Below are 24,084 nucleotides of genomic sequence, written 5' to 3' on the forward strand. Positions count from 1 at the left end.
TCTAATGTCCGATCTGTGCCGAAGCGCGCGGCTGCCAGGCGACGTAGGGCAGGAACGCCTGCGCCAGCGGGCCGATGAGCAGGGCGTACGCCGCCGTGCCCAGGCCCACCGTGCCGCCGAGCAGCCACCCGGTGACGAGCACCACGACCTCGATGGCCGTGCGCACCACCCGCAGCGAGAAGCGGGACCGGGCGGCCAGGCCGGTCATCAGCCCGTCGCGGGGGCCGGGGCCGAGCCGGACGCCGATGTAGGCGGCCGTCGCCAGTCCATTGAGGACGATCCCGGCGACGAGCATGGCCGCGCGCACCGCCAGGTGCTCCGGCGTCGGCAGCAGGTACAGCGTCAGGTCGACCGCCACCGAGATGATGACGATGTTGGCCACCGTGCCCACCCCCGGCCGCTGCCGGATCGGGATCCAGCACAGCAGCACCGCGACGCTGACCAGCGCGGTCACCGTCCCGTAGCTCAGCCCCGTCAGCTTGTGCAGCGCCTCGTGCAGCACGTCCCACGGGGCCAGGCCCAGCGCCGCCTCGATCTGCAGGCCCATGCTCGCGCCGTAGAGGGCCAGACCCCCGACGAGTTGGGGCAGGCGGCGGCCGGGGCGGACCCGGACCGGGACAGGGCTGAGGTCGAGAGCGGTCATGGGAGCAATCCTCACTGAGATTGGCCTGTGCACCGATAGCCAATCGGCATAAATTGGCCTGGTGCATCCCGTGGGACGAATCTCCGGAGCCCGATTGGCCCGCCTGCTGGGCGGCTGGCAGACCGGCGGCAGGCCGGGCTCGGCCGCGCTCGCCGGCGCCCTGCGCCTGCTCGTGCTCGACGGCAGGCTGCCGCCCGGCACCGCGCTGCCCGCCGAGCGCGAGGTCGCCGCCGCCCTCGGCGTCAGCCGGACCCTGGTCGCCGCGGCCTGGGACGTCCTGCGCGCCGAGGACCTGGTCCGCACCCGTCGCGGCGCAGGCACCTGGACGGCGCTGCCCGGACCCGGCCGCGGCCCCGACGACGCGGGCGAGCAGCCGCTCGACCTGGCCCGCGCCGCGCCCGCCGCGCCGCCCGCCGTCGCCCACGCCCTCGACGCCGTGCGCGGCGTCTTCGCCGCCGAACTGGCGGGCCACGGCTACCACGACTACGGGCTCGACGTCCTGCGCGAGCGCCTGGCCGCCCGCTACACCGCCCGCGGCCTGCCCACCTCGGCGGACCAGATCCTGGTCACCAACGGCGCCCACCACGCGCTGGCCCTGGTGCTGCGCGCGTTCACCGGTCCCGGCGACCGCGTGCTCGTCGAGCAGCCGACCTACCCCAACGCCATCGACGCCATCACCGCGGCGCACGCCATCCCGGTCGCCGTCCCGCTGCTCGACGACGGGTGGGACCTCGACGGCATCGCCGCGGCGCTGCGCCAGGCGGGCCCGCGGCTGGCCTACGCGATCGTCGACTTCCACAACCCGACCGGGCACCTGCTCGACGCCGACGGCCGCGACCGGCTGGCCCGGCTGGCCGCGCGCGCCCGCACGCCGCTGGTCGTCGACGAGACGCTCGCCGAACTCGACCTGCGCGCGCCCGCGCGCCCGCCCGCCCCGCTGTCGGGGCCCGGCACGGTGATCACCATCGGGTCGGCGGGCAAGTCGCACTGGGGCGGCCTGCGGCTGGGCTGGGTGCGCGCCGACGCCGAGGTCGTGCGCAGGCTCGCCGCCGCCCGGCACGCCTTCGACCTGGGATCCCCGGTGCTGGAGCAGCTGGTGCTGGCCGAGCTCTACGCCGACCCGGAGCCCGCGCTGGCGCACCGCCGCGCCGAGCTGGCCGCCCAGCGGGACGTGCTGGCGGCCGCCGTGCGCGAACACTGCCCGGACTGGGCGTTCCGAGTGCCCGACGGCGGGCTGAGCCTGTGGTGCGAGCTGCCCGGGCCGATCGGGTCGCGGCTGGCCGTGGCCGCGCGGGCGGTCGGGGTGCGGGTGGCGCCGGGGTCGCGGTTCAGCGCCCACGGCGGGCTGGAGCGGTGGCTGCGGCTGCCGTTCACCCTGCCGGGGGACCGGCTCGGCGAGGCCGTGCGCAGACTGTCGCTGGTCGCCGCGTCCGTCACCGGATCGCCTGGTTCGGAGGGAACCGACGGGCTCATCCCGGTCGCCTGAGTGGTGGCCGTGCGGGAGAGCCGAGTAAGAACCGACAAGGCGGTGCGCTGGATGGCGCTCTCCACGCCATCCAGCGCACCGCGTTCCCCGGCCTGCCCGCCGAGGTCATCCCCGGCACGGCCCCACGTCGTGCCGGGGCGGCGGGCGGCCAAGGCGCCTCGACCACCGCGGGGGCATCGCGGTGTCGAGGCGGGGAGCCGATCCGTCCTGGCGCGGTAGGCGGATCGGCGGGTCTGGGGGTGTGCCCCGACGCCGCGGGGGCATCGCGGCGTCGGGGCGATGACCCCCGCTCGCGCCCGGGCGCGGTCGGGCACGAACGGGTTGGTCGCGAGGCGATCGGTCATGGGTCGATCGGTCACGGGTCGATCGGTCATCGGAAGGATCAGCCCGGAAAAGGGCACACGTGTCCCGCGGGAACGGGGTCAGTCAGGTCGGCACGTCGGGGAGCCCGCGGCCTCGACCGCGGCGCCGAGCACCTGGGGGTAGACGATCGGCCAACCGCCGGACGGCGTGGCTGCGTGATCGCGGGTGGCCAGCACGCCGAGCGCGCCGCGGGCCTGGCCGCCGCCGTCGTGCGCCGACCCGGCCGAGGACCCGGAGGCGGGCGTGCTCGGCGCGGGCGGGGCGGGCGGCTCCGCGGGCCGCTCGGCGGGCGCGGTGCGCTCGCCGTCGTCCGACGGCTCGGCCGCGACGGCCGCCGCGACGGGCGCGGCCGGGGCCCGGTGGACCTCGACGGCGCGGGTGGCGGGGGCGGGCGCGGGCTTGACGGACGCGGGCGCCCTGGCGGGCGGGGCGGCCTTCTGCGGGGCGGGCACGACGGCGACCGGCACGGGGTCCGCCACCGAGGCGGTGGTGACCTCGCGCGGGCCGGGTCCGTAGTCCACGCCGCCGTAGGTGGTCGTGTTCTCGACCTCGACGCCGCGGGTCGAGCTGGCCGACCCCTGCGCGGAGCTGGTCTGCTCGGGCTCCGGCTCCTCGGCGGCGTACTCCTGCCGCTGCGGCTGGGGGTCGACGACCTCGAACGCGGAGTGGATGAGGGTGGAGATGTCCTCGCCCGCCGCGGCCCGGTCTATCAGCTCATCGGTCAGATCGGACAGTCCGGAGTCGGCGGTCGCCGCGGTGGCGCCGATGAGCCAGCCGCAGAACAGGAATCCGGCGACCACCGCCAGCCTGCGCAACCAGAGCAGCGAGGCGCGGGCGCGTGTGGTGTCCACGGCCTCACCCCACTTCCGTCCCGGCGGTTCCCGATGCCGCTACGACGACCCAGCCACTATCCAGCACCGAGTCGCGTCACCGCACCCTAACCGGGCGGGTTCCACCCGGAAAGACGGATACCTCCGCCCGAACCACGGGTGGCGCAGTCACAGACGGTGGAATTCAGCCGATCGGGTGACGGGGGTCAGCGGAGTTTGCGCAGTCGTGCCAAAGCCTCGTCGATCACTTCGTCCTTTTTGCAGAAGGCGAACCGCACCAGGTGGCGCCAGCGGTCGGGGTTGTCGGTGAACACCTGCACGGGAACGCCTGCCACGCCTGCCTTCTCCGGCAGCTCGCGGCACAGTTGTAGGCCGTCGGTGAAACCCAGCGGGCGCACGTCGGCGCACACGAAGTAGGTGCCCTCGGTCCGCCGCACCGCGAAGCCCGCGTCGGCCAGGCCAGCGGACAGCCGCTCGCGCTTGTCCGACAGCGACTCGCGCAGCGCGGCCACCCAGGCGTCCTCATGGGACAGCGCGTGCGCCACGGCGGGCTGGAACGGCGCGCCGCCGACGAAGGTCATGAACTGCTTGGCCGCGCGCACCGCGCCCACCAGCGGCGCGGGCCCGCACACCCAGCCGATCTTCCAGCCCGTGCAGTTGTAGCTCTTGCCCGCGCTGGAGATGGTCAGCGTGCGCTCGGCCATGCCCGGGAACGCGCCCAGCGGCAGGTGGGCGTGCCCGTCGAAGACCAGGTCCTCGTACACCTCGTCGCAGATGGCGATCAGGTCGTGCTCGGCGCAGACCGCCGCGATCCCGGCCAGCTCATCGCGGGTGAACACCGTGCCGGTCGGGTTGTGCGGGCTGTTGACGAGGACCGCGCGCGTGCGCGGGGTCACCGCGGCGCGCAGCGCGTCGACGTCGACGCCGAAGCGGCCGGACTCCTGCTCGGCCAGCGACACCGTCACCCGGGTCGCGCCCGCCATGGCGACCGACGCGGCGTAGGAGTCGTAGTAGGGCTCGAACACGATCACCTCGTCGCCGGGCTCGACCAGCGAGAGCAGCGACGCCGCGATGGCCTCGGTAGCGCCCACGGTGACCAGCACCTCGGTGTCGGGGTCGAACTCCTGGCCGAAGCGGGCCCGCCGGGCGGCGATCGCGGCCCGCAGCTCGGGCATGCCCGGCCCCGGCGGGTACTGGTTGACGCCCTCGCCGATGGCCCGCTGCGCGCGCTCCAGCATCGCCTCGGGGCCGTCGGTGTCCGGGAAGCCCTGGCCGAGGTTCACCGCTCCGGTCCGCACGGCCAGTGCGGTCATCTCGGCGAAGATGGTCGAGGTGAACGGCCGCAGTCGCGGCACCAGCGGGGTCTCCGACATGGGGCCACCTTCTCACGGACAATGGCGGCTGTGGACCACCCGAGCGCCCTGGCCCCCGTGCCCGCCGAGCTGGAGAAGCGCCGCGCCCTGCGCCGGATGAAGGGCGTCGCGCTGGCCTTCCTCGGCGGCGCGACCCTGATCTTCCTGGCCATGACCCTGTGGCAGTCGGCGGGCGCGCCGCCGTGGGTGGGCTACGTCAAGGCCGCCGCCGAGGCGGGCATGGTCGGCGCGCTGGCCGACTGGTTCGCCGTGACCGCGCTGTTCCGCCGCCCGCTCGGCCTGCCGATCCCGCACACGGCGATCATCCCGACGAAGAAGGACCAGCTCGGGCAGAGCCTGGGCGACTTCGTGGGGTCGAACTTCCTGTCCGAGGACGTCGTGCGCGAGCGGCTGCGGCGCGTCGGCGTCGCGGCGAAGCTCGGCGCGTGGCTGGCGCGGCGGGAGAACGCCGACCGGGTCACCGCCGAGCTGTCCACCGCTGCGGGCGGGCTGGTGACCGTGCTGCGCGACGACGACGTGCAGGCGGTGGTCGAGCAGGCCGTCGTCAAGCGGATCATGGACGCGCCGTGGGGGCCGCCGCTGGGCAAGGTGCTGGAGCGGGTGTTCGCCGACGGCTCGCACCACAAGCTCGTCGACCTGCTCTGCGACCAGGCCTACGAGTGGGTGCAGGGCAACCACGACCAGATCGTCACCGTCGTCTCCGGCCGCTCGCCCACGTGGTCGCCGAAGTTCGTCGACGCCCTGGTGGCCGACAAGGTCTACAACGAGGCGTTATCGTTCGCCTGGAACGTCAAGACCGACGTCAACCACCCGATGCGGCTGGCGCTGGACCGCTTCCTCGGCGAGTTCGCCCACGACCTGCAGCACGACCCGAAGGTCATGGGCAAGGCCGAGGCGCTCAAGCAGCAGGTCGTCGACCACCCCGAGGTGCAGAAGCTCATCGGCTCCATCTGGGCGACGGCCAAGCGCCTGCTGCTCGACGCCGCGGGCGACCCGTCCAGCGAGCTGCGGACCCGGGTCCGCGCGGGCCTGGTGACCCTGGGCGAGCGCCTGGAGTCCGACGACGCGCTGCGCGCCAAGGCCGACGGCTGGGTCGAGGGCGCCGCGGCGCACGTCGTGCTCAACTACCGCGACGAGATCACGACGCTGATCACCGACACGGTCCGCCGCTGGGACGGCGAGGAGACCGCGCGCAAGGTCGAGCTGCAGGTCGGCAGGGACCTGCAGTTCATCAGGATCAACGGCACGGTGGTCGGCGCGCTGGCCGGGCTGGCGATCTACACCGTCGCCCAGCTCATCGGCTGACGGCGCCTAGAGGCTGAGCTTGGCGCGCTCGCGCCAGGCCCGCGCCTTCTCCCGGTTGCCGCAGACGCGCATCGAGCACCAGGTCCGGCTGCGGTTGCGCGAGCGGTCGAAGAAGGCCCACTGGCAGTCGTCGGCCGGGCAGATCTTGAACCGTTCCCACTCGTCGAGCACCGCGAGCCTGCTCGCCGCGGCGAGCACCGCGCCGGTGACATCAACCGCGGCGAACCTGGGTATGCCCGCCACGAGCTCGACCCGCACCTCGACCGGCGGGGGCGGGGGCGCGGGCGGTCCGCCGACGGCGGCCCGCAGTCCGGCCCGCACGGCCCGCACCCGCGCCAGCGGCCCGCCGGTCAGTCCCCGGTCGGCCAGCCAGGCCTGCCAGGCCAGCGGATCGGCCAGGACGTCGGTGCCGCGGTCGAGGTCGACCGTGTTGAGGAAATCGAGAACCAGCTCCACGTCGTGGTCGGTGGTCACGACACCACTGTAGGCCCGATACCGGTTGCAGCGATCGGAGATAACCCCCATACTCAAGATCACCGGTTACGAATGGAGGATGACATGGCTGACTCCCGGCCCACCCGGCTCACCGTCGTGCTGGACTGCCCCGATCCCGCCGCCCTCGCCGACTTCTACCGGCGCGTGCTGGAGTGGCCCGATGAGCCGGAGGTCGACGACGACGGCGGCTGGGTGAACCTCGACGGCCCGCTCGGCCGGATCGCGTTCCAGCGCATCCCCGACTACGTCGCCCCGACCTGGCCCGGCGGGGAGCACCCGCAGATGCTGCACCTGGACCTGCGGGTCGACGACCTCGACGCGGGCCACGAGCGCGTCACGGCCCTGGGCGCGAAGCTCCTCGACGAGACCTACGCCAAGTCCTTCCGGGTCTACGCCGACCCGGCGGGCCACCCGTTCTGCCTGACCGTCTGATCGGATCTTCCCAGCTAGACCGCCTATTCACGGGGTGTATACGCGTGTTGTAGAGTCGCCGGCATGTCAATCGGACACGCCCTGCTCGGCCTGCTGGAAACAGGGCCGCGGCACGGATACGACCTCAAGCGCGTCTACGACGAGCACTTCGGGCAGGACCGCCCCCTGGCCTACGGGCAGGTCTACGCCACGCTCTCGCGGCTGCTGAAGAACGGACTGGTGGAGGAGCGCGGCGTCGAGGCCGGGGGCGGTCCCGAGCGCAAGCGCTACGCGATCACCGACGCCGGGGTCACCGACCTCGGCGCCTGGCTGGTGACCCCGGAGAACCCGCAGGTGTACCTGCAGAGCGCGCTCTACACGAAGGTCGTGCTCGCCCTCATGTCCGGCCGCAGCGCCGAGGAGGTGCTCGACGTCCAGCGGGCGGCGCACCTGCGGACCATGCGGGAGCTGACCAGGCGCAAGCAGGGCGGCGACCTGGCCGACCAGCTCATCTGCGACCACGCGCTGTTCCACCTGGAAGCCGACCTGCGCTGGCTGGAGCTGACCGCCGCGCGGCTGACCGAGCTGGCCAAGGCGGTGGCGGAATGACCCCGATCCTGAGCGCGACGGACCTGCGCAAGACCTTCGGCAGCACCCCGGCCCTCGACGGCGCGGGCATGAGCGTGGCGGCGGGCGAGGTCGTCGCCGTCATGGGCCCATCCGGCTCGGGCAAGTCGACGCTGCTGCACTGCCTGGCCGGGATCGTCGCGCCGGACTCCGGCTCGGTGGTCTACGCGGGCCGCGAGCTCTCGGCCATGACGGACAAGGAGCGCAGCGCGCTGCGCCGCGGCGCGTTCGGGTTCGTGTTCCAGTTCGGCCAGCTCGTGCCCGAGCTGTCCTGCCTGGAGAACGTGGCGCTGCCGATGCGGCTGGGCGGCACCAAGCGCCGCGTCGCCGAGGCGCGGGCCCGGGAGTGGCTGGACCGGCTGGAGGTCGGCGAGGTCGGTGCGAAGCGGCCCGGCGAGGTCTCCGGCGGGCAGGGCCAGCGCGTGGCCGTCGCGCGGGCGCTGGTCACCGCGCCCAAGGTCGTCTTCGCCGACGAGCCCACCGGCGCGCTGGACTCGCTCAACGGCGAGCAGGTCATGCGCCTGCTGGTCGAGACGGCGCGGGAGACGGGCGCGGCGATCGTGCTCGTCACCCACGAGGCCAGGGTGGCCGCGTACTCCGACCGCGAGGTCATCGTGCGCGACGGCCGGACGCGCTCGCCGGAGCTGGTTCCGTGAGCGGGTGGCGTTCTGACCTGGCGATCGGGGTCCGGCTGGCCGTCGGGGGCGGCCGGACCTCCGTCGCCCGGTTCGTGTTGAGCACCATCGGCGTCGGCATCGCCGTCCTGGTGCTGCTGATGGCCGCCTCGGTCGGGACGATCGCGGGCAACCGCGACGACCGCACGATGGCGCAGTCGCCCGACTCCACGCCGATCGAGGGCGTCGCCCCGACGGAGATGGTCTGGGACGGCACGTCCTTCCGCGGCCAGCGGATCGGCGTCAAGCGCCTGCGCGGCACCGGGCCGGACTCGCCGCTGCCCGTGGGCGTGCCGCGCATGCCCGCCGCGGACGAGATGTACGTGTCCGCGGCGCTCAAGGAGCTGCTGGACAGCCCGGAGTCCGAGCTGCTGCGCCCGAGGTTCCCGCAGCGGGTCGTCGGCGTGCTCCCGCCCGAGGCGGTCGCCGACCCCTACGACCTGGAGGCCTACACCGGGCTGCGCCAGGACTACGCCGAGGGCGACGTCACCGCCGTCTACAAGTTCGGGGTGACCTACGACCGGGACCTGCAGCCGGAGTTCCTGCTGCTCCTGCTGCTCGGCGTGGTGGCGCTGCTGGTCCCGGTGTTCATCTTCGTCGCGTCCAGCACCCGCATCGCGGGCGCCGAACGCGACCGCAGGCTCGCCGCGCTGCGCCTGGTCGGCGGGGACAGCCGCCAGGTCAGGCGGATCGCGGCGGCCGAGACGCTGGTCAGCGCGCTCGCCGGGCTGGTGGTGGGCGCGGTGGCGTTCCTGCTGCTGCGGCCGGTGGCCGCGAGCGTGCGGCTGATGGGCGTGGGCGTCTACCCCTCCGACGTCGTGCCGTCGTGGTGGCTGGTCGGCGTGATCGTCGTCGCCGTGCCCGCGCTGGCCGTCCTCACCGCGCAGGCCGCGCTGCGCCGGACGATCATCGAGCCGCTGGGGGTGGTCCGATTCAGTCGGCCGGTCCGCAGGCGGGTGGTGTGGCGGCTGCTCCTGGTCGCCGCGGGCGCCGCGCTGCTGCTGGTGGAGCTGGGCGACGAGAACAGCGACATCTGGGCGGTCCGCATCGCCATGGGCACGACGCTGATGCTGGTCGGCGTGCCGGTGCTGCTGCCGGTCGTGGTCGAGCGCGTGGTCTCCCGGCTGCGCGGCGGCCCGCCGTCGTGGCAGCTCGCGGTGCGCAGGCTCCAGCTGGACAGCGGCACGTCGGCGCGGGTGATCGGCGGCATCGCGGTCGTGCTGGCGGGCGCGATCGCCCTGCAGGCGCTGCTGTTCTCCCAGGCATCGGCCGTCGGGCTGGGCCAGACCGACCAGCCGGGGCGGACCGGCGCGGTGACCGAGCCGATGGCCCGCGGCTGGGTCGGGGCCGACGGCGCGGACGAGATCGCCGAGCTGCTCTCGGGCGTCGAGGGCGTCGAGTGGGTGGCCCGGTTCACCACCGCGGACCTCAGCGCGGACATGAACGAGAACAACGTCCTGGGCGTGGCCATCGCCTCGTGCGCGGACATCGAGCGGGTCTACCGCGTCGCGGACTGCGCCGACGGCGACGTCTTCACCTGGCCGAACGCGCTCGCCGACCAGGGCTACGCCCCCGGGCAGCGGCTGACGTCGATCGAGTGGACGGAGAACGGCATGGCCGCGCTCGGGGAGTGGACGCTGCCGACCGAGGTGCGCGAGATCGCCGTGGAGGACAGCATGGGCCGCTCGGAGAACCTGCTCGTGACCCCGGCCGCCGCCCCGCCCGGCGCCGACGACCGCGGGGTCGGCCTGCGGATCATGATGGACCCGTCCAACCCGGACACCATCGAACACCTCCGCAACGCCACGTTCGACCTCGTGGGCACCGACTTCTACTTCGACGGCAACATGGGCGCCAACGTCACCGAGGAGCAGGAGACGTTCCTGACCATCCAGCGCGGCCTGCTGATCGGCTCGCTGTTCACGCTGATGCTGGCCGGGGTGAGCCTGCTGGTGCTGGCCGTCGAGCACATCAGGGAGCGCCGCCGCCCGCTGGCCGTGCTGGCCGCGAGCGGGGTGCCCACCGGGTCGATCGCCCGGTCCCTGCTGTGGCAGATCGGCGTGCCGATCGGGCTCGGCGTCGTCGTCGCGGTGGCGACCGGGGTCGGCCTGGCCGCGCTGGTCAACCGGATGACCAACGACCCGCTGCTGGTCGACTGGGCGGGCGTGGGCGTGATGACCGGCGCGGCCGCGGTCCTCGGCGTGCTGGTGTGCCTGGTGACGCTGCCGTTCCTGCGCAGCGCCACCCGGGTGGAGTCGCTGCGCACGGAGTGACTCACCCGGCGATGCCCCACGCGGCGGCCATGTGCCATGCGGCGCAGACGCCGACGTCGAGCACGTACGCCGCGGCGCGGCCGCACTGGCCCGCCGCGGCGCCCGGGTCCACGGGCTGCCCGTGGCCCATGCCGGTGATCGTGTAGGTCTCCACCGCGCTCCCGTACCGGGCGTGCGGGTAGCCGTTCACGGTGTCGGTGCTGGTCGGCGTGGCGGGCACGCCGTGGACGTTCGTCCACTGCTCGACGATCTCGCGCAGGTTCGCCGGGGCGACCGTCGTGTCCGCGGTGCCGTGCCAGACGCCGACGACGGGCCACGGCCCGGTGTGCCCGCTCGCCGCCCGGACCTTGGCGCCCCACTGGGCGGGCGTGAGGTTCTTGCCGGGGTTCATGCAGGAGAACGCCTCGTACAGGGCGACCGCGCAGCCGTACGGGATGCCCGCGACGATGCCGCCCGCGGCGAACAGCTCCGGATAGGCGGCGAGCATCGCCGAGGTCATCCCGCCGCCCGCCGACAGGCCGGTGACGTGGGCGCGGCGGGTTCCGGCGTCGGACAGCGCCTTGCGGGTCATCTGGGCGATGGACTCGGCCTCGCCCCACCCCCGCGTGGTGTCGGCGGACTGGAACCAGTTGAAGCAGCGGTTGCCGTTGTTGATCGCCTGCTGCTGCGGCATCACGACGGTGAAACCCCAGCGCTGGGCCAATTCCGTCCATCCCGAGTTCGTCCCGTACGAGGCGTCCTGCGTGCACCCGTGCAGCGCGACGACCACCGGCCTGCCCGAGGGCAGACCCGATGGCGTGTAGCGGAACATCTTGAGGTTCCCCGGATTCGTGCCGAACCAGGGCACCTCCGTCGCCGCCCGGGCGGGCGCGCCGACCAGGAGCGCCGCCAGGGTCAGGACCACCACTGCCATCGCGCGCATCCCCACCGCCTCCTTGTGATGCCGATCACTCGACGTTAGGCGCGGGGGTCGCGGTGATCCACGGTGCCGGGCACCACATCGGAGCGCCCGGATGTGTGGACGGCGCTCATGGTCCGCCCGCCTCGGCCTGCCTACGGTCTGCGCCATGCTCCCTCGTGCCGCGTTGACCGCTGGAGGACTGACTGTCGGACTGCTGGCGTCGCTGACCGTTCCCGCCGCCGCGGCGAGCGGGTGCGCCGCGCCCCGGGTGCCGGGGGCGGCGGCGCAGAAGGCGGCCTGCCTGGACGACCTCACCACGACGGGCACCGTCGCGTCCGGACACACCGTCCCCGCGGACTGGGCCGGGCTGACGCCCGCGGCGCTGCCCCGACAGGCCGCGGTGCCGGGGGTGCAGGTGGACGGGTACTTCCCGGACACCTCGACCACCAACACCCACCACGGCTGGGACCACGACGCGCAGTTCGTCATCCGGCTGCCCGAGCGGTGGAACGGCGGACTGGTGGTGTCGGGCGCGCCCGGCGTGCGGCGGCAGTACGCCAACGACCGGGCCATCGCCGACCACGTCCTCGCCCAGGGCTACGCGTTCGCCGCCACCGACAAGGGCAACACCGGCGCCGCCTTCCACCGCGACGGCAGGCGGCCGGGCGACGCGCTGGTCGAGTGGAACGCCCGCGTCACCCAACTCGCCGTCGCCGCACGGCTCGCCGCCGCCCGCCACTACGGCCGTCCCGTCGAGCGGACGCTGATGGCGGGCATCTCCAACGGCGGCTACCTCGTGCGCTGGCAGCTGGAGAACGCGCCCTGGCTCTACGACGGCGGCATCGACTGGGAAGGGACACTGTGGACGGCCGAGGGGCCGAACCTGTTCACCACCCTGCCGCCCGCGCTGCGCGCGTATCCCGCGGGCGAGCCCACCGGCTTCCCCTCGGGCACGGAGTTCCTCTGGGACTACCACTACCGCGTCTACTGGGACCTGACCCAGCGCATCTACCGCGAGGAGTTCGACCCGGCCTACGACGGCGACCTGGAGGCCGGGATCCCGTTCTGCGCGAGCGGGACGCCCTCCTGCGACGCCGACTACGACTACGCCTCCCGCCCGCGCTCGGTCCACAAGGCGGTGTCCCGCGTCGCGCTGACCGGCCGCCTCGGCAAGCCGATGATCACCCTGCACGGCGACCTCGACACGCTGCTGCCCATCGGCGACTCCGACACCTACGCCGCGATGATCGCCGACGCGGGCCGGGGCCACCTGCACCGCTACCTCCGGATCGAGGGCGGCACCCACGTCGACGGCCTCTACGACGCCTACCCCGACCGGCTGCGCCCGATCGCCCCCTGCTTCCTGAGCGCGTTCGACGCCATGGAGGCGTGGCTGGACCACGGCGCGGCCCCGCGCTCGGGCACGGTCCCGTTCGACCGGCCCGACCCGGCGACGGGCTGCGCGCTCACCGGCTGAGCCGGTGCACCCGCAGCGCGAGGTGGATCTCCAGGGCGCGCGCGGGCTCCTGCCAGTCGGGCCCGAGCAGCGCCCCGATCCGCTCCAGCCGCTGCACCACCGTGTTGACGTGCACGTGCAGGACCTCCTTCGCGCGCGTGAGGTTGGTCCCGCAGGAGAAGTACGCCTCCAGCGTCCGCACCAGGTCCGTTCCCCTGCGGGCGTCGTAGTCCAGCACGGGGCCGAGGGTGTCGCGCACATACGTCGACAGGTCCGCGCCGTCGCCGAGCAGCAGGCCGACGAAGCCCAGGTCCGCAGCCGAGCCGCCCTCGCCCGCGCGGCCCAGCGCGATCAGCGACCGCGCGCACCGCGCCGCCGCCGCGTACGCCTCCGCCAGGCCCGCCGGTCCGCTCGCCGGACCGGCGGCGCCGACCGTCACCGGGCCGTCGGCGCCCAGCTCCCGCGCCATCCGGGCGGCCAGCGCGCCCGGCGCCGCGTCCCTAGCCAGCACGACGACCTGCTCGGCGTGCACGCCCGCCAGGACTCCGTAGCGCGCCGCCGCCATCGCCAGCCTGCGGCGGGGGACGTGGTCGGCCGTGGCCACCAGGACCGCGTACGACGCCGTGAGGTCGACCCCGACCCGCCTGCCCCGGTCCACCAGCGCGGCCGGGTTGCGGTCGGGGGCGGTCAGCAGGTCGGTCAGCAACTCGCCGCGCACCTCGTCCTCGGCAGCGGCGACCGACCGGCGCAGCATCAGCAGCAGCGCGGTCACCACGCCCGCGCGCTCGAACAGCCGCCGGTCCGCGTCGTCCAGCACCGGACGTCCGGACAGCACCAGGCTGCCCAGCGGTTCCGGGCCCGCGAGCACCGCGCACACCCAGGAGTCCCCTGTGGACACCGCGCGCCCGGTCCGGCGCGAGGCGGCCACCGCGTCCGCCGACGGGCCCGCGCACTCGCCGACCGCCGCCAGCACCGACCCCGAGGCGTCGTACACCGCGATCCCGCCGTGCAGCACGTCGGCCACGGCCGCGGCGACCGACGAGAGGTCGCCGCCGCGCAGCACCAGGTCCATCAGCCGGTCGTGGGCGTCCTCGGCGCGGCGCATCGCCGCGTTGTGCGCGCTGATCGTCTCGTGGGCCCGGTTGAGGTCGGCCAGCGCCAGCCGGGTCTCGTCCAGCAGGTGGGCGTTGTCGATGGCGATCGCGGCGTGGTCGGCCAGCGAGCTGAGCAGCGCCACCTCCTCGGCGGCGAAGTCGCGCGGCGTGCGGTCGGCGGCGTAGAGCACGCCGATCACCTTCGACCCCAGCGCCAGCGGCACGCCCAGGATCGCCCGCAGGCCCTCGTCCTTCACCGACGAGTCGATCGGGGAGGTGTGCTTGAAGCGGCTGTCGGCGAAGTAGTCGCGGGTGGCGTACGGGCGGGCCGTCTGCGCGACCAGCCCGCCCAGCCCTTCGCCCATGCCCAGGGTGACCTGCTGGAACAGCGCCGACGCCGAGCCGTCGGTCACCCGCATGTAGGTGATGCCGCTGCGCTCGTCGTTCATGCTCAGGTACGACACGTCGACGCCCAGCAGCATCCGCGCGCGGTGCACGATCGACCGCAGCACGGCGTCGGTGTCGCGCAGCTGGGCCAGGTCGCTCGCGGTGTCGAACAGCGCGGCCAGCTCGGCCTCGCGCCGCTGGTGCGCGGCCACCGTCGCGCGCACGCGCAGCGCGTCCTCGGTCGCCCGCTCCAGGGCGGCCAGCTCAGCGCCGTCGACGCCCGCGGCCCGCGCGGCGATCACGACCTGCGCGAGCCGGTCCCCGCCCGCGCCGTCGGCCAGCAGCGCCAGCAGCCCGGCCACCGCGCTCTCCACCGCCGCGTCCTCCACGCGTGCCATCGTCGCACCCGCGGCGGCGGGCCCCGGGGAATCCCGGGGCCCGCGACGGCCGGTCACACCACCGGCGCGGTCTGCCTCGGCGCGGCGGGCACGGTGTCGTGCAGCGACGCGCCGCGGGTCTCCCGCGCCGACAGCACCGCGACCGCGGTGATCGCCGACATCGCCACCACGTACAGCGCCACCGGCAGCGTGCTGTCGAAGCGCTGGTACAGCGCCGTCGCGATCAGCGGGGCGACCGCGCCCGCCGCGATCGACGACAGCTGCCCGCCGATGGACAGCCCGGTGTAGCGGTACCGCGTCGGGAACTGCTCGCTGAAGAACGCCGCCTGCGGCCCGTACATCGCCCCGTGCAGCACCAGGCCCACGGTCGCGGCGACGATCGCCAGCCCGGCCGAGCGGGTGTCCAGCAGCGCGAAGAACGCGAACGACCACACCGCGACCCCGACCGCGCCGATCAGGTACACCGCGCGCCGCCCGATCCGGTCCGACAGCGCGCCCCACACCGGGATCGTCAGGAAGTGCACGGCCGAACCGATCAGCACCGCGTTGAGGCCGACAGTGCGGTCCATGTCGAGCCCGGTGGTGACGTAGACGAGGATGAACGCGGTGATCACGTAGTACGAGACGTTCTCCGCCATCCGCGCGCCGATGGTGATCAGCACCCGCCGCCAGCCGTGGCGGAAGACCTCGACCACCGGCACGTGCTTCTCGGTGGCGTCCGCCTTGGCCTGGGCGGCGACGAAGACCGGCGACTCGGTGACCGTCAGCCGGATCCACAGCCCGATGACGACCAGCACGCCGGAGAGCAGGAACGGCACCCGCCAGCCCCAGGACAGGAACGCCTCGTCGGACTGGGTCGACGACAGGACCGCCAGCACCGCGGTGGCCAGCAGGTTCCCGCCCGGCGCCCCGCACTGCGGCCAGGACGCCCAGAACCCGCGCCTGCGGTCGTCGCCGTGCTCGGAGACGATCAGCACCGCGCCGCCCCACTCGCCGCCGAGCGCGAAGCCCTGCACCAGCCGCAGCAGGGTCAGCAGGATCGGCGCCGCCGCGCCGATCGCGGCGTACGTCGGCAGCAGGCCCATCGCGAAGGTCGCCCCGCCCATCAGCAGCAGGCTTAACACCAACAGCTTCTTGCGGCCGACCTTGTCGCCGAAGTGGCCGAACACCAGGCCGCCGATGGGCCGGGCGAGGAAGCCGATGGCGTAGGTGGTGAACGCCAGCAGCGTGCCGGTCAGCGGGTCGGCGGTCGGGAAGAACAGCTTGTTGAACACCAGCGCCGCCGCTGAGGTGTAAAGAAAGAAGTCGTACCACTCGATCGTGGTGCCGATCAGGCTGGCGCCGACGATCCGCACGAACGACTTGGGCTTCGCTGCCGGGGTCGCTGACATGGTGTCACCGTTCTCCTGTTGGGGGTTCATGTTGCGGTCCAGCCGCCGTCGACCGGGATGGATGCCCCGGTCAGGTGCGCCGCGTGCGGCCCGCACAGCCACACGACCAGCGCGGCGACGTCCCCGGCGTCGATGAGCTTCTTCATCGGCGCCCGGTCGAGCAGCACCCGCTCGACGACGTCGGCCGGGTCGATGCCGTGCTCGCGGGACTGGGCGGCGATCTGGGCGTCGACCAGCGGGGTGCCGACGTAGCCGGGGCTGACGCACACGCTGGTCACCCCGTGCGGGGCGCCCTCGATCGCGGTCACCTTCGACAGGCCCTCCAGCGCGTGCTTGGCCGCGACGTAGGCGGCCTTGAACGCGCTGGCCCGCAGGCCGTGCACGCTGGAGACGTTGACCACCCGGCCCCACCCCCGGGCGTACATGTGCGGCAGCGCCGCGCGGATCAGCAGGAACGGCGCGGTCACCATGACCTGCTGGATCAGCGCGAACCGCTCCGGCGGGAACTCGTGCAGGGCGGCGACGTGCTGGAGCCCGGCGTTGTTCACCAGGACGTCGACCTCGGCGGGCAGGGCGGCGATCGCGTCGGGGTCGGCGAGGTCGACGACGTGCGCCCACCCGCCCACCTCCGCGGCCACCGCCTCGGCGCCGGGGCCGTCGCGGTCGACCACGTGCACCTTGGCGCCCGCGGCGGCGAGCGCCCTGGCGCACGCCCTGCCGATGCCCCCGGCCCCGCCGGTCACCAACGCGGTGCGTCCGTCGAGCGTGTGATGCGGACCACTGGTCATGGCCGGAAACGGTAGGCTGGGCGGGTCCGACCAACCATGTGTCGGCCACCCACACCTGACGGCGTGGCAGTGGTGATCGCGACCATGTCGGGAACCGCGTGCGGGTGCCGTGGCGTTGAACGGCTGAGTGATCTGCCCGACCTAAGATCGGTCGGGTCGGGCCGGGAGTGCCCAGAGACGGAGCGTGTGACTTTGATTTGTCCCAAGTGCCAGAGCGCGATGCGCACGGTCGACCGGCAGGGCATCCACATCGACCAGTGCGACAGCTGCAAGGGGATCTTCCTCGACCGCGGTGAGCTGGAGCAGATCCTGACCGCGGAGCAGCGCTACAACGCCGCGCCCCCGCCGCCGTACCAGCCCGCCCCGGGCGGGTACCCGGCCCAGCCCGCGGCGGCCCCGGCCCCGTACCCGCCCGCGCCGCAGCCGGGCTACGGCCAGCCGGTGTACCGCGACTCGCCCCCCGGCTACCGCGACTCGCCCCCCGGGTACGGCCACTACGGCCACGGCGGGCACTACAAGAAGCGCCGCAAGAGCTTCCTCGAGGAGCTGTTCGACTGACGAACCCCATGATCTGCGCGGCCTGCGGCGAGTGGGCCGACGCGCCTTCGGTCGACGGGGCCGTCCTGGTCTGCCTGCGGTGCGGGCACCGGGAGCCGTTCCACCGGCTCCCGGTGTTCGCCCTGACCGGGCCGAGCGGGACGGGCAAGTCGACGGTGTGCAGGCGGCTCGGCGCCCTGCTCGGGGACGAGGTCGTCGTGCTGGAGCAGGACGTGCTGTGGATCGGCGCGCTGCGCGACCCGGCCGACGACTTCGGCGCGTTCCGGCAGACCTGGCTGCGGATGATCGCCATGCTCAACCAGAGCGGGCGGCCCTCGGTGCTCTGCGGCACGGTCGCGCCGCCGCAGTTCGAGACGCGTCCCGAGCGCCTGCTGTTCTCCGACATCCACTACCTGGCCCTGGTCGCCGACGACGACGTCTTGCGCAAGCGCTTGCTCGCGCGTCCGGCCTGGCGCGGCTGGCAGGACGAGGAGCGCGTGGCCGACATGCTCCGCTTCAACGCGTGGGTGAAGGACAACGCCGCCTACACCGACCCGCCCATGGACCTGCTCGACACCTCTGACGTGCCGGTCGAGGAGACCGCCCGCGCGGTGGCCGACTGGGTGCGCGCGCGGCTTCAGAGCGACATGCCGAGGTAGGCCGCGCCGAATCCGAGGCCGAGGTTCGCGGCCAGGTTCACCGCCGCGAGCCCGATCGCGCGCCGCTCGACCAGCCACAGCGTCTGGTATCCGAACGACGAATAGGTCGTCAGCGCGCCGCAGAACCCCGCGCCGAGCCCGGTGGTGAGCGCGCCGCCGGGCAGCGTGGTCAGGTAGCCCAGCACCAGCGACCCGACGACGTTCACCAGCAGCGTCCCGAACGGGAAGCGGGCGCCGAACGCGCGGTCGGCCAGGTACCGCAGGGGCGCGCCCACCGCCGCGCCGATGGCGACCAGCAGCACGCTCACCGCAGGACCGCCTTGGTCGCCCACAACCCGGCCGCGGTCGCCGTCAGCGCCACCGCGGCCGTGCCGACCAGCAGGAGCGCGGCGACGGCGGGGCGACCCTCCCGGACGAGGGTGGTCACGTCCACCATCGCGGTGGAGAACGTGGTGAACCCGCCGAGCACGCCGACCCCGAGGAACGGCCGCTGCCAGGGGCGGCGCGCGGGCACGGCCATGAGCGCGCCGATGAGCAGGCACCCCACCACGTTGACCGCGAAGGTCGTGACGGCGCCGGGGAACGCGCTCGCCAGGCCGTACCGGGCCAGCGAGCCGAGCACGCCGCCGGCGGCCACCGCCACCATGACCACGCGCCGACCCTATGTGATCGACGGCGCAAGCGCTCCGCTTGCAGCAGCTAGCACCTCGGCGTACCGTCGGACGGGTCACGAGGAGGAGAGCGCATGGACGAGTCCAAGGCCTTCGACAAGGTCGCCGACCTCGGCCGTGACATCGGCGAGTACATCCGGCAGCAGCGCGCGAACGCCAAGATCTCGCTGCGCCAGCTGTCGAAGCTCGCGGGCGTGTCCAACCCCTACCTCAGCCAGATCGAGCGCGGGTTGCGCAAACCGAGCGCGGAGATCCTGCAGCAGATCGCCAAGGGCCTGCGGATCTCCGCGGAGGCGCTTTATGTGCAGGCCGGGATCCTGGACGTGCCCGCGGGCGGCCCCGTGGTCGACGCCGTGCGCGCCGCCGCCGAACTGACCGAGCGCCAGAAGCAGATCCTGCTGGACATCTACGCGTCCTTCCGGCGGGAGAACGAGAAGTCCACAGTGGAGGGCTCCGGTGTGGACGACGAACCCGAAGGAGTGAGCCCAGATGAGCAAGGCTGACGACGTCCGCAAGGCGGGCGAGCAGGCCGCGGCCGCGGTGAGCGCCGCGCTCGAGCAGGTCCGCACCCCGCTGCTGGCCGCGCTCGGCGCGGGCGACCTCGCCGCCAAGGCTGTCGCCGACGCGGTGAACCGGGCCAAGGAGCGCGCCGAGTCCACCCGCACGGCGGTCAACGAGATCCCCAACCGGGTCGACGCCACCGAGCTGCGCAGGCTGGTCGACGAGTACACCGAGGCCGCGCTGAAGCTCTACCAGAAGCTGGCCGACCACGGTGAGGACGCGCTGGGCAAGCTGAAGACCCAGCCGCAGGTCAAGCGGGCCATCGAGCAGCTGGAGGAGGCCATCACGACCGCCCAGGCGCGGGCGGGCGACGTCGCTGGCGACGCCCGGGCGGTGGCCGAGGACGTGCTGGCGAAGGTGACCCGCAAGACCCGGTCGGTCGGCGAGAAGACCGCGATCTCCGCGGAGCGGATGGCCGCCGAGGTGGCCGAGGCCGTCCAGGAGGCGGGCGAGGACGTGGCCCACGAGGTGCGCAGCACCAGCCGCAGGGTGGCCAACAAGACCGCCCCGGCGCGCAAGCCGGCCGCCCCGAGGGCCCCGCGCAAGACCACCACGAAAACCGAAAAGTAGGACCTCTGGACCCCGGGCCCCGGCCCGGGGTCCGGCTGTATGGTGATCGCGGTTTCGGCAACGTAGTCTGGTGGCGTGCCGATGGCAGCTATCTGGATTCTGGACGTGATCTCCTGGGCGGCGATCCCGGTGGGAGCGTTCGCCTTCATCCACGCCCTGCTCCAGCGCCCCGACGCGTACTCGGCGGCCGACCGGATGTCCAAGCCCGCGTGGCTGGGCATCACCGCGGGCGCGCTCGCCGCCCTGCTGATCTTCCGCTTCTCCGGGACCGGCTGGATCTTCTGGATGGCGGGCCTGGTGGCCGCGCTGGTCTACATCGTCGACGTGCGCCCGAAGCTGATCGAGGTCCAGCGCGGTCAGCGCTGGTAGACGAGGGCGAGCAGCGCCCCGGCCGCGACCAGCGCGCCGACCAGCAGCACCGAGCATCCCCACAGCGCCCTGGCGCCCCGCACGGCCATGACGACCGCGATGGCCGCGGCCGCCACCACGACCGAGGTGAACACGACCGTCCCGGCCACCGGCCGCCCGCCCAGCGCGGGGCCGAACACCAGGACCACGAAGCTCACCAGGCCGGACGCGGCCAGGAGCACGGCCGCGGCGGCCAGGACCATCGCACGGGACACCCGGCGACCCTAGATCACTCCTCGGGCATGATCAGCCAACACGCCAGGTAGATCACCGCCCCGGTGCCGAACCCGAGCAGCGTCGCGCCGACGAGCAGGATGCGGACCAGGGCGGCGTCCATGCCGAGCAGCCTGGCCACGCCCCCGCACACGCCCGCGACCATCCGGTCGGACCTGCTGCGGCGGAGCTTGCGGACCTTCGTTGCGGTGTACTCGTCCATGTCCCCAGCATCGCCGCCCGCGCCGCGGCTGCCATCGGGGATCGACCCGGATTCCCAGGTCAGGGTGATCCCGGTCCCGGGTCCGGATACCGTGGCCTGGTGCACAGCCCGGAGGACGTCGCCGCCGCCCTCGACCGCGTCGGCTACCTGGCCGACCCCGGCTTGGCCACGGCCGCGTACCTGGGCGTCGCGCTGGGCAGGCCGCTGTTCTGCGAGGGCGAGCCGGGCACCGGCAAGACCGCGCTGGCGGCCGCCATGGCCAGGGCGCTGGACGTCCCGCTGATCCGCCTGCAGTGCCACGAGGGCATCGACGCCACCCAGGCCCTCTACGACTGGGACTTCCCCCGCCAGCTGCTGCACCTGCGCGCCCTCGAGGCCGCGGCGCCCGGCGCGCTGGACGCCGACGAGGCCGAGAAGTCGTTGTACACCAGGCGGTTCCTGCTGGCCCGGCCGCTGCTGCGGGCGCTGGAGGAGGCGCCGTGCGTGCTCCTGGTCGACGAGATCGACCGCGCCGACGACGAGTTCGAGGCGTTCCTGCTGGAGGTGCTGGGCGAGTACGCGGTCACCATCCCCGAACTGGGCGAGGTCCGCGCGGCCGTGCCGCCGCTGGTCGTGCTGACGTCCAACCGCACCCGCGAGGTCCACGACGCGCTCAAGCGGCGCTGCCTGTACCACTGGCTGGAGCACCCCGACCTGCCCAGGGAGATCGCCATCCTCCGGCGCACCCTGCCCGAGGTCACCGAGGCCCTGGCCGCGCAGGTCGCCGCCGCCGTGCGCAGGCTGCGCGCCGCCGACCTCCTCAAGCCGCCGGGCGTGGCGGAGACGATCGACTGGACCCGGGCCCTGCTGGCCCTGGGCCGCGACGAACTCGACGCCGAGGCCGCGGCCGCGACGCTGGGCGCGGTGCTCAAGTACCGCGAGGACGCCGACCGGGTCGTCCGGGCGGGCATGGCCGCCCTCCTCGGCGGCTGACCGGGGAAATTCGGTCGCTTCTCGAACGTGTGGTCACGCATGATTCCGCGGGGAGCCGGACGGCCCTGGCGAGTGGCGGCGCCGGTGGAGTCCGGCTCCCTTGCACAATGGCGGGATGGACCCGCTGCCCGGGCTGGTGGGATTCGCCGCTGCGCTGCGCGCGGCCGGGGTGGCGTGCGGTCCCGACCGGGTCCGCGCCTTCCTGGCAGCGGCCGCCGCGCTCGGGCTGCCGCGGCTCTACTGGGCGGGTCGTCTCACGTTGTGCGCCGAGCCCGACGACCTCCCGCGCTACGACGCCGCCTTCCGCGCCTGGTTCGGCGGCGAGGTCCCGCGCCCCCCTGCCCGCCCGGTGGCGCCCCGGCCGCGCCGGTCCACCCTTGCGGCGCTGACCGGGGCCGCGGGCTCCGGCGCCGACGACGCGCCGCATCCCGGGGCCAGCGACGTGGAGGTCCTGCGGCGCCGCGACGTCTCCGGGCTGACCGCCGCCGAGCGCGCCCACCTGCGTGAACTGATCGAGCGGCTGCGGGCTGAGCCGCCCAAGCGGCCCGCGTTCCGCCGCCGTCCGGACCGCCGCGGGACCCTCGACGCCGACCGCGTGCTGCGCGCCATGCGCGCCACCGGCGAGCCCGTCCGCCTTCCCCGCGAGCGGGCGGGCGTGCGGCCCCGCCGCGTGGTGCTGCTGGTCGACGTGTCCGGGTCCATGCGCCCGTACGCCGACACCCTGCTGCGCTTCGCCCACATCGTCGCCCGGCGGATGCCCACCGAGGTGTTCACCCTCGGCACCCGGCTGACCCGGCTGACCCGCCACCTGCGCCAGCGCGACCCCGAACTGGCGCTGGCCGCCGCCGCCCGCGCCGTCCCGGACTTCGCAGGCGGCACCCGGCTCGGCGAGACGCTGCGCGCGTTCCTGGACCGGTGGGGTCAGCGCGGGATCGCCCGGGGCGCTGTCGTCGTGCTGTTCTCCGACGGCTGGGAGCGCGGCGACCCGGCGCTGCTCGGCGAGCAGGCGGCCCGGCTGTCCCGGCTCGCCCACCGGGTGCTGTGGGCCAACCCGCACGCCGGGAGCGCGGACTACGCGCCCGTGCAGTCCGGGATCGCCGCGGCGCTGCCGCACATCGACCGCCTGCTGGCCGGGCACAGCCTGGCCGCACTCGACGAACTCCTGCGAGAGGTGCGCCGTGCGTGACGTCCTTGACGAGGTCTTGGCCCGCTGGACGGCCGGGGAGGCGGTCGCCGTCGGCACCGTCGTGGCCACCTTCTCCTCCGCGCCGCGCTCGCCGGGCGCGGCGATGATGGTCGCCGAGGACGGCACGGTGTCCGGCAGCGTGTCCGGCGGCTGCGTCGAGGGCGCGGTCTACGAGCTGGGGCGCGCGGCGCTGGCGGACGGCAGGCCGGTGCTGCAGCGGTACGGCGTCAGCGACGACGACGCGTTCGCGGTCGGCCTGACCTGCGGCGGGATCATCGACGTCTTCGTGGAGAAGGTCGACCGCGCAGGCTTCCCCGAACTGGCCGAGCTGGCCGAGTCGGTGCGCGCGGAGGTGCCGGTCGCGGTGGCGACGGTGATCGCGCACCCCGGCGACCTGGTCGGCCGCCGGATCGTCGTGTGGCCGGACCGGGTCGCGGGCACCACCGGGTCAGCCCGGGTCGACGCGGCGATCACCGACGACGCGCGCGGCCTGCTGGCGGGCGGGCGGACCGGCGCGCTGTCGTACGGACCGGACGGGGAACGGCGCGGCGAGGGCCTGCGCGTGTTCGTCAACTCCTACGAGCCGCCCCCGCGCCTGCTGGTCTTCGGCGCGATCGACTTCGCGGCGGCCATGGCGGGCATGGGCGCGTTCCTCGGCTACCGGGTGACGGTGTGCGACGCGCGCCCGGTGTTCGCCACGACGTCGCGGTTCCCCGGCGCGCACGAGGTCGTCGTCGACTGGCCGCACCGGTATCTGACCGCGGAACTCGCGGCGGGCCGGGTGGACGAGCGCACCGCCGTCTGCGTGCTCACCCACGACCCGAAGTTCGACGTGCCGGTGCTGGAGGTCGCGCTGCGCGCCAAGCTCGGCTACGTCGGGGCGATGGGGTCGCGGCGCACGCACGCCGACCGGGTGGAGCGGCTGCGCGCCGCCGGGCTGACCGAGGCCGAGCTGGGCCGCCTCGCCTCGCCGATCGGGCTGGACCTCGGCGCGCGCACGCCGGAGGAGACGGCGGTGTCGATCGCCGCGGAGATCATCTCGCTGCGGTGGGGCGGAAGCGGCGCGCGGTTGGCGCAGGGTACCGAGCGCATCCACAAGTAGGCGGGAAGTTGTCCACAGGCGGGTAGTTGTCCACAGCCGGTGGGTCCTGGGGTTGCCGGGGCGGGCGTCGCGGGAGCAGAGTCGCGT

Annotated in this window: 27 protein-coding genes; 15 read left to right on the top strand and 12 right to left on the bottom strand. The window is 74.1% G+C overall.

What is annotated here, in order from left to right; all coding sequences use genetic code 11:
• Position 1: 1 nt before the first annotated feature.
• A complete protein-coding gene (gene yczE / locus IEY98_RS06525; RefSeq protein WP_189209325.1) occupies positions 2–643 on the bottom strand; it encodes a membrane protein YczE in 642 nt (213 codons plus the stop codon).
• A 79-nt stretch (positions 644–722) separates the two neighbouring features.
• Here yczE and yczR point away from each other — a divergent pair, with 79 nt between their 5' ends.
• On the top strand, positions 723–2,129 hold the full coding sequence (gene yczR / locus IEY98_RS06530; protein ID WP_444541824.1) for a MocR-like transcription factor YczR: 1,407 nt from the start codon (positions 723–725) through the stop codon (positions 2,127–2,129).
• A gap of 422 nt (positions 2,130–2,551) precedes the next feature.
• Here the strand turns inward: yczR and IEY98_RS06535 are convergent, their stop codons facing one another.
• On the bottom strand, positions 2,552–3,343 hold the full coding sequence (locus IEY98_RS06535) for a hypothetical protein (RefSeq protein WP_189209326.1): 792 nt from the start codon (positions 3,341–3,343) through the stop codon (positions 2,552–2,554).
• Positions 3,344–3,528: 185 nt separating this feature from the next.
• On the bottom strand, positions 3,529–4,695 hold the full coding sequence (locus tag IEY98_RS06540) for a pyridoxal phosphate-dependent aminotransferase (protein WP_189209327.1): 1,167 nt from the start codon (positions 4,693–4,695) through the stop codon (positions 3,529–3,531).
• A 96-nt stretch (positions 4,696–4,791) separates the two neighbouring features.
• On the opposite strand from IEY98_RS06540, the gene IEY98_RS06545 reads away from it, so the two are divergent.
• Entirely contained in the window at positions 4,792–6,000 is a 1,209-nt protein-coding gene (locus tag IEY98_RS06545) for a DUF445 domain-containing protein (RefSeq protein WP_229786763.1), read from the top strand.
• 6 nt (positions 6,001–6,006) lie between these two features.
• Here IEY98_RS06545 and IEY98_RS06550 read toward each other — a convergent pair whose 3' ends face one another.
• A complete protein-coding gene (locus tag IEY98_RS06550; protein ID WP_229786639.1) occupies positions 6,007–6,474 on the bottom strand; it encodes a CGNR zinc finger domain-containing protein in 468 nt (155 codons plus the stop codon).
• An 84-nt stretch (positions 6,475–6,558) separates the two neighbouring features.
• On the opposite strand from IEY98_RS06550, the gene IEY98_RS06555 reads away from it, so the two are divergent.
• The 4 genes from IEY98_RS06555 to IEY98_RS06570 all read left to right on the top strand — a co-directional run bounded on the left by IEY98_RS06555 (position 6,559) and on the right by IEY98_RS06570 (position 10,480).
• The gene (locus tag IEY98_RS06555) at positions 6,559–6,927 is read left to right on the top strand and encodes a VOC family protein (RefSeq protein WP_189209329.1); all 369 of its coding nucleotides are present in this window, start codon (positions 6,559–6,561) and stop codon (positions 6,925–6,927) included.
• Positions 6,928–6,990: 63 nt separating this feature from the next.
• On the top strand, positions 6,991–7,515 hold the full coding sequence (locus IEY98_RS06560; protein ID WP_189209330.1) for a PadR family transcriptional regulator: 525 nt from the start codon (positions 6,991–6,993) through the stop codon (positions 7,513–7,515).
• On the top strand, positions 7,512–8,189 hold the full coding sequence (locus tag IEY98_RS06565) for an ABC transporter ATP-binding protein (RefSeq protein ID WP_189209331.1): 678 nt from the start codon (positions 7,512–7,514) through the stop codon (positions 8,187–8,189). Before IEY98_RS06560 ends, IEY98_RS06565 begins: the two co-directional genes overlap by 4 nt.
• The gene (locus IEY98_RS06570) at positions 8,186–10,480 is read left to right on the top strand and encodes an ABC transporter permease (protein WP_189209332.1); all 2,295 of its coding nucleotides are present in this window, start codon (positions 8,186–8,188) and stop codon (positions 10,478–10,480) included. Before IEY98_RS06565 ends, IEY98_RS06570 begins: the two co-directional genes overlap by 4 nt.
• A 1-nt stretch (position 10,481) precedes the next feature.
• Here IEY98_RS06570 and IEY98_RS06575 read toward each other — a convergent pair whose 3' ends face one another.
• Complete coding sequence (locus IEY98_RS06575) at positions 10,482–11,402, bottom strand: extracellular catalytic domain type 1 short-chain-length polyhydroxyalkanoate depolymerase (RefSeq protein ID WP_189209333.1); 921 nt, start codon at positions 11,400–11,402, stop codon at positions 10,482–10,484.
• A gap of 145 nt (positions 11,403–11,547) precedes the next feature.
• Between IEY98_RS06575 and IEY98_RS06580 the strand changes: the two genes are divergently transcribed.
• Positions 11,548–12,858, top strand: coding sequence for an alpha/beta hydrolase family protein (locus tag IEY98_RS06580; protein WP_189209334.1), 1,311 nt, complete (start codon positions 11,548–11,550; stop codon positions 12,856–12,858).
• On the opposite strand, the gene IEY98_RS06585 is transcribed toward IEY98_RS06580, so the two are convergent.
• The 3 genes from IEY98_RS06585 to IEY98_RS06595 are packed head-to-tail and all read right to left on the bottom strand — an operon-like array spanning position 12,848 to position 16,895.
• Positions 12,848–14,716: a helix-turn-helix domain-containing protein gene (locus tag IEY98_RS06585; RefSeq protein WP_189209335.1), complete on the bottom strand. Its 1,869-nt coding sequence runs from the start codon at positions 14,714–14,716 to the stop codon at positions 12,848–12,850. The two genes, IEY98_RS06580 and IEY98_RS06585, sit on opposite strands and share 11 nt — an antisense overlap.
• Positions 14,717–14,769: 53 nt before the next feature.
• A complete protein-coding gene (locus tag IEY98_RS06590) occupies positions 14,770–16,107 on the bottom strand; it encodes an MFS transporter (protein WP_189209336.1) in 1,338 nt (445 codons plus the stop codon).
• Positions 16,108–16,133: 26 nt separating this feature from the next.
• Complete coding sequence (locus tag IEY98_RS06595; protein ID WP_189209337.1) at positions 16,134–16,895, bottom strand: 3-hydroxybutyrate dehydrogenase; 762 nt, start codon at positions 16,893–16,895, stop codon at positions 16,134–16,136.
• A gap of 192 nt (positions 16,896–17,087) precedes the next feature.
• Here IEY98_RS06595 and IEY98_RS06600 point away from each other — a divergent pair, with 192 nt between their 5' ends.
• Both IEY98_RS06600 and IEY98_RS06605 read left to right on the top strand, forming a co-directional pair.
• A complete protein-coding gene (locus IEY98_RS06600) occupies positions 17,088–17,453 on the top strand; it encodes a TFIIB-type zinc ribbon-containing protein (protein WP_258905166.1) in 366 nt (121 codons plus the stop codon).
• 8 nt (positions 17,454–17,461) lie between these two features.
• Complete coding sequence (locus IEY98_RS06605) at positions 17,462–18,091, top strand: P-loop nucleotide/nucleoside kinase family protein (RefSeq protein WP_189209338.1); 630 nt, start codon at positions 17,462–17,464, stop codon at positions 18,089–18,091.
• On the opposite strand, the gene IEY98_RS06610 is transcribed toward IEY98_RS06605, so the two are convergent.
• Entirely contained in the window at positions 18,070–18,399 is a 330-nt protein-coding gene (locus IEY98_RS06610) for a fluoride efflux transporter FluC (protein WP_189209339.1), read from the bottom strand. The genes IEY98_RS06605 and IEY98_RS06610 overlap by 22 nt on opposite strands.
• Complete coding sequence (locus tag IEY98_RS06615; protein WP_189210098.1) at positions 18,396–18,737, bottom strand: fluoride efflux transporter FluC; 342 nt, start codon at positions 18,735–18,737, stop codon at positions 18,396–18,398. Before IEY98_RS06615 ends, IEY98_RS06610 begins: the two co-directional genes overlap by 4 nt.
• Before the next feature lie 99 nt (positions 18,738–18,836).
• On the opposite strand from IEY98_RS06615, the gene IEY98_RS06620 reads away from it, so the two are divergent.
• The 3 genes from IEY98_RS06620 to IEY98_RS06630 all read left to right on the top strand — a co-directional run bounded on the left by IEY98_RS06620 (position 18,837) and on the right by IEY98_RS06630 (position 20,262).
• The gene (locus IEY98_RS06620) at positions 18,837–19,265 is read left to right on the top strand and encodes a helix-turn-helix domain-containing protein (RefSeq protein WP_189209340.1); all 429 of its coding nucleotides are present in this window, start codon (positions 18,837–18,839) and stop codon (positions 19,263–19,265) included.
• Entirely contained in the window at positions 19,252–19,893 is a 642-nt protein-coding gene (locus IEY98_RS06625; protein ID WP_189209341.1) for a hypothetical protein, read from the top strand. The genes IEY98_RS06620 and IEY98_RS06625 overlap by 14 nt, the downstream gene beginning before the upstream one ends.
• 81 nt (positions 19,894–19,974) lie before the next feature.
• Entirely contained in the window at positions 19,975–20,262 is a 288-nt protein-coding gene (locus IEY98_RS06630; RefSeq protein ID WP_373292354.1) for a DUF2516 family protein, read from the top strand.
• Here the strand turns inward: IEY98_RS06630 and IEY98_RS06635 are convergent.
• Together IEY98_RS06635 and IEY98_RS06640 are read right to left on the bottom strand one after the other, a co-directional pair.
• Positions 20,250–20,516 carry a hypothetical protein gene (locus tag IEY98_RS06635; RefSeq protein ID WP_189209343.1) on the bottom strand — a complete coding sequence of 89 codons (267 nt, stop codon included), beginning with the start codon at positions 20,514–20,516 and terminating at the stop codon, positions 20,250–20,252. The genes IEY98_RS06630 and IEY98_RS06635 overlap by 13 nt on opposite strands.
• 14 nt (positions 20,517–20,530) lie before the next feature.
• A complete protein-coding gene (locus IEY98_RS06640; protein WP_189209344.1) occupies positions 20,531–20,737 on the bottom strand; it encodes a PspC domain-containing protein in 207 nt (68 codons plus the stop codon).
• A gap of 96 nt (positions 20,738–20,833) precedes the next feature.
• Between IEY98_RS06640 and IEY98_RS06645 the strand changes: the two genes are divergently transcribed.
• The 3 genes from IEY98_RS06645 to IEY98_RS06655 all read left to right on the top strand — a co-directional run bounded on the left by IEY98_RS06645 (position 20,834) and on the right by IEY98_RS06655 (position 23,997).
• Positions 20,834–21,709: an AAA family ATPase gene (locus IEY98_RS06645; RefSeq protein ID WP_189210099.1), complete on the top strand. Its 876-nt coding sequence runs from the start codon at positions 20,834–20,836 to the stop codon at positions 21,707–21,709.
• Positions 21,710–21,824: 115 nt separating this feature from the next.
• A complete protein-coding gene (locus IEY98_RS06650) occupies positions 21,825–22,895 on the top strand; it encodes a vWA domain-containing protein (protein WP_189209345.1) in 1,071 nt (356 codons plus the stop codon).
• The gene (locus IEY98_RS06655) at positions 22,888–23,997 is read left to right on the top strand and encodes an XdhC family protein (protein WP_189209346.1); all 1,110 of its coding nucleotides are present in this window, start codon (positions 22,888–22,890) and stop codon (positions 23,995–23,997) included. Before IEY98_RS06650 ends, IEY98_RS06655 begins: the two co-directional genes overlap by 8 nt.
• The last annotated feature ends 87 nt before the right edge of the window (positions 23,998–24,084 follow it).

The organism is Actinokineospora fastidiosa (genome assembly GCF_014648415.1).
GTDB lineage: Bacteria > Actinomycetota > Actinomycetes > Mycobacteriales > Pseudonocardiaceae > Actinokineospora > Actinokineospora fastidiosa.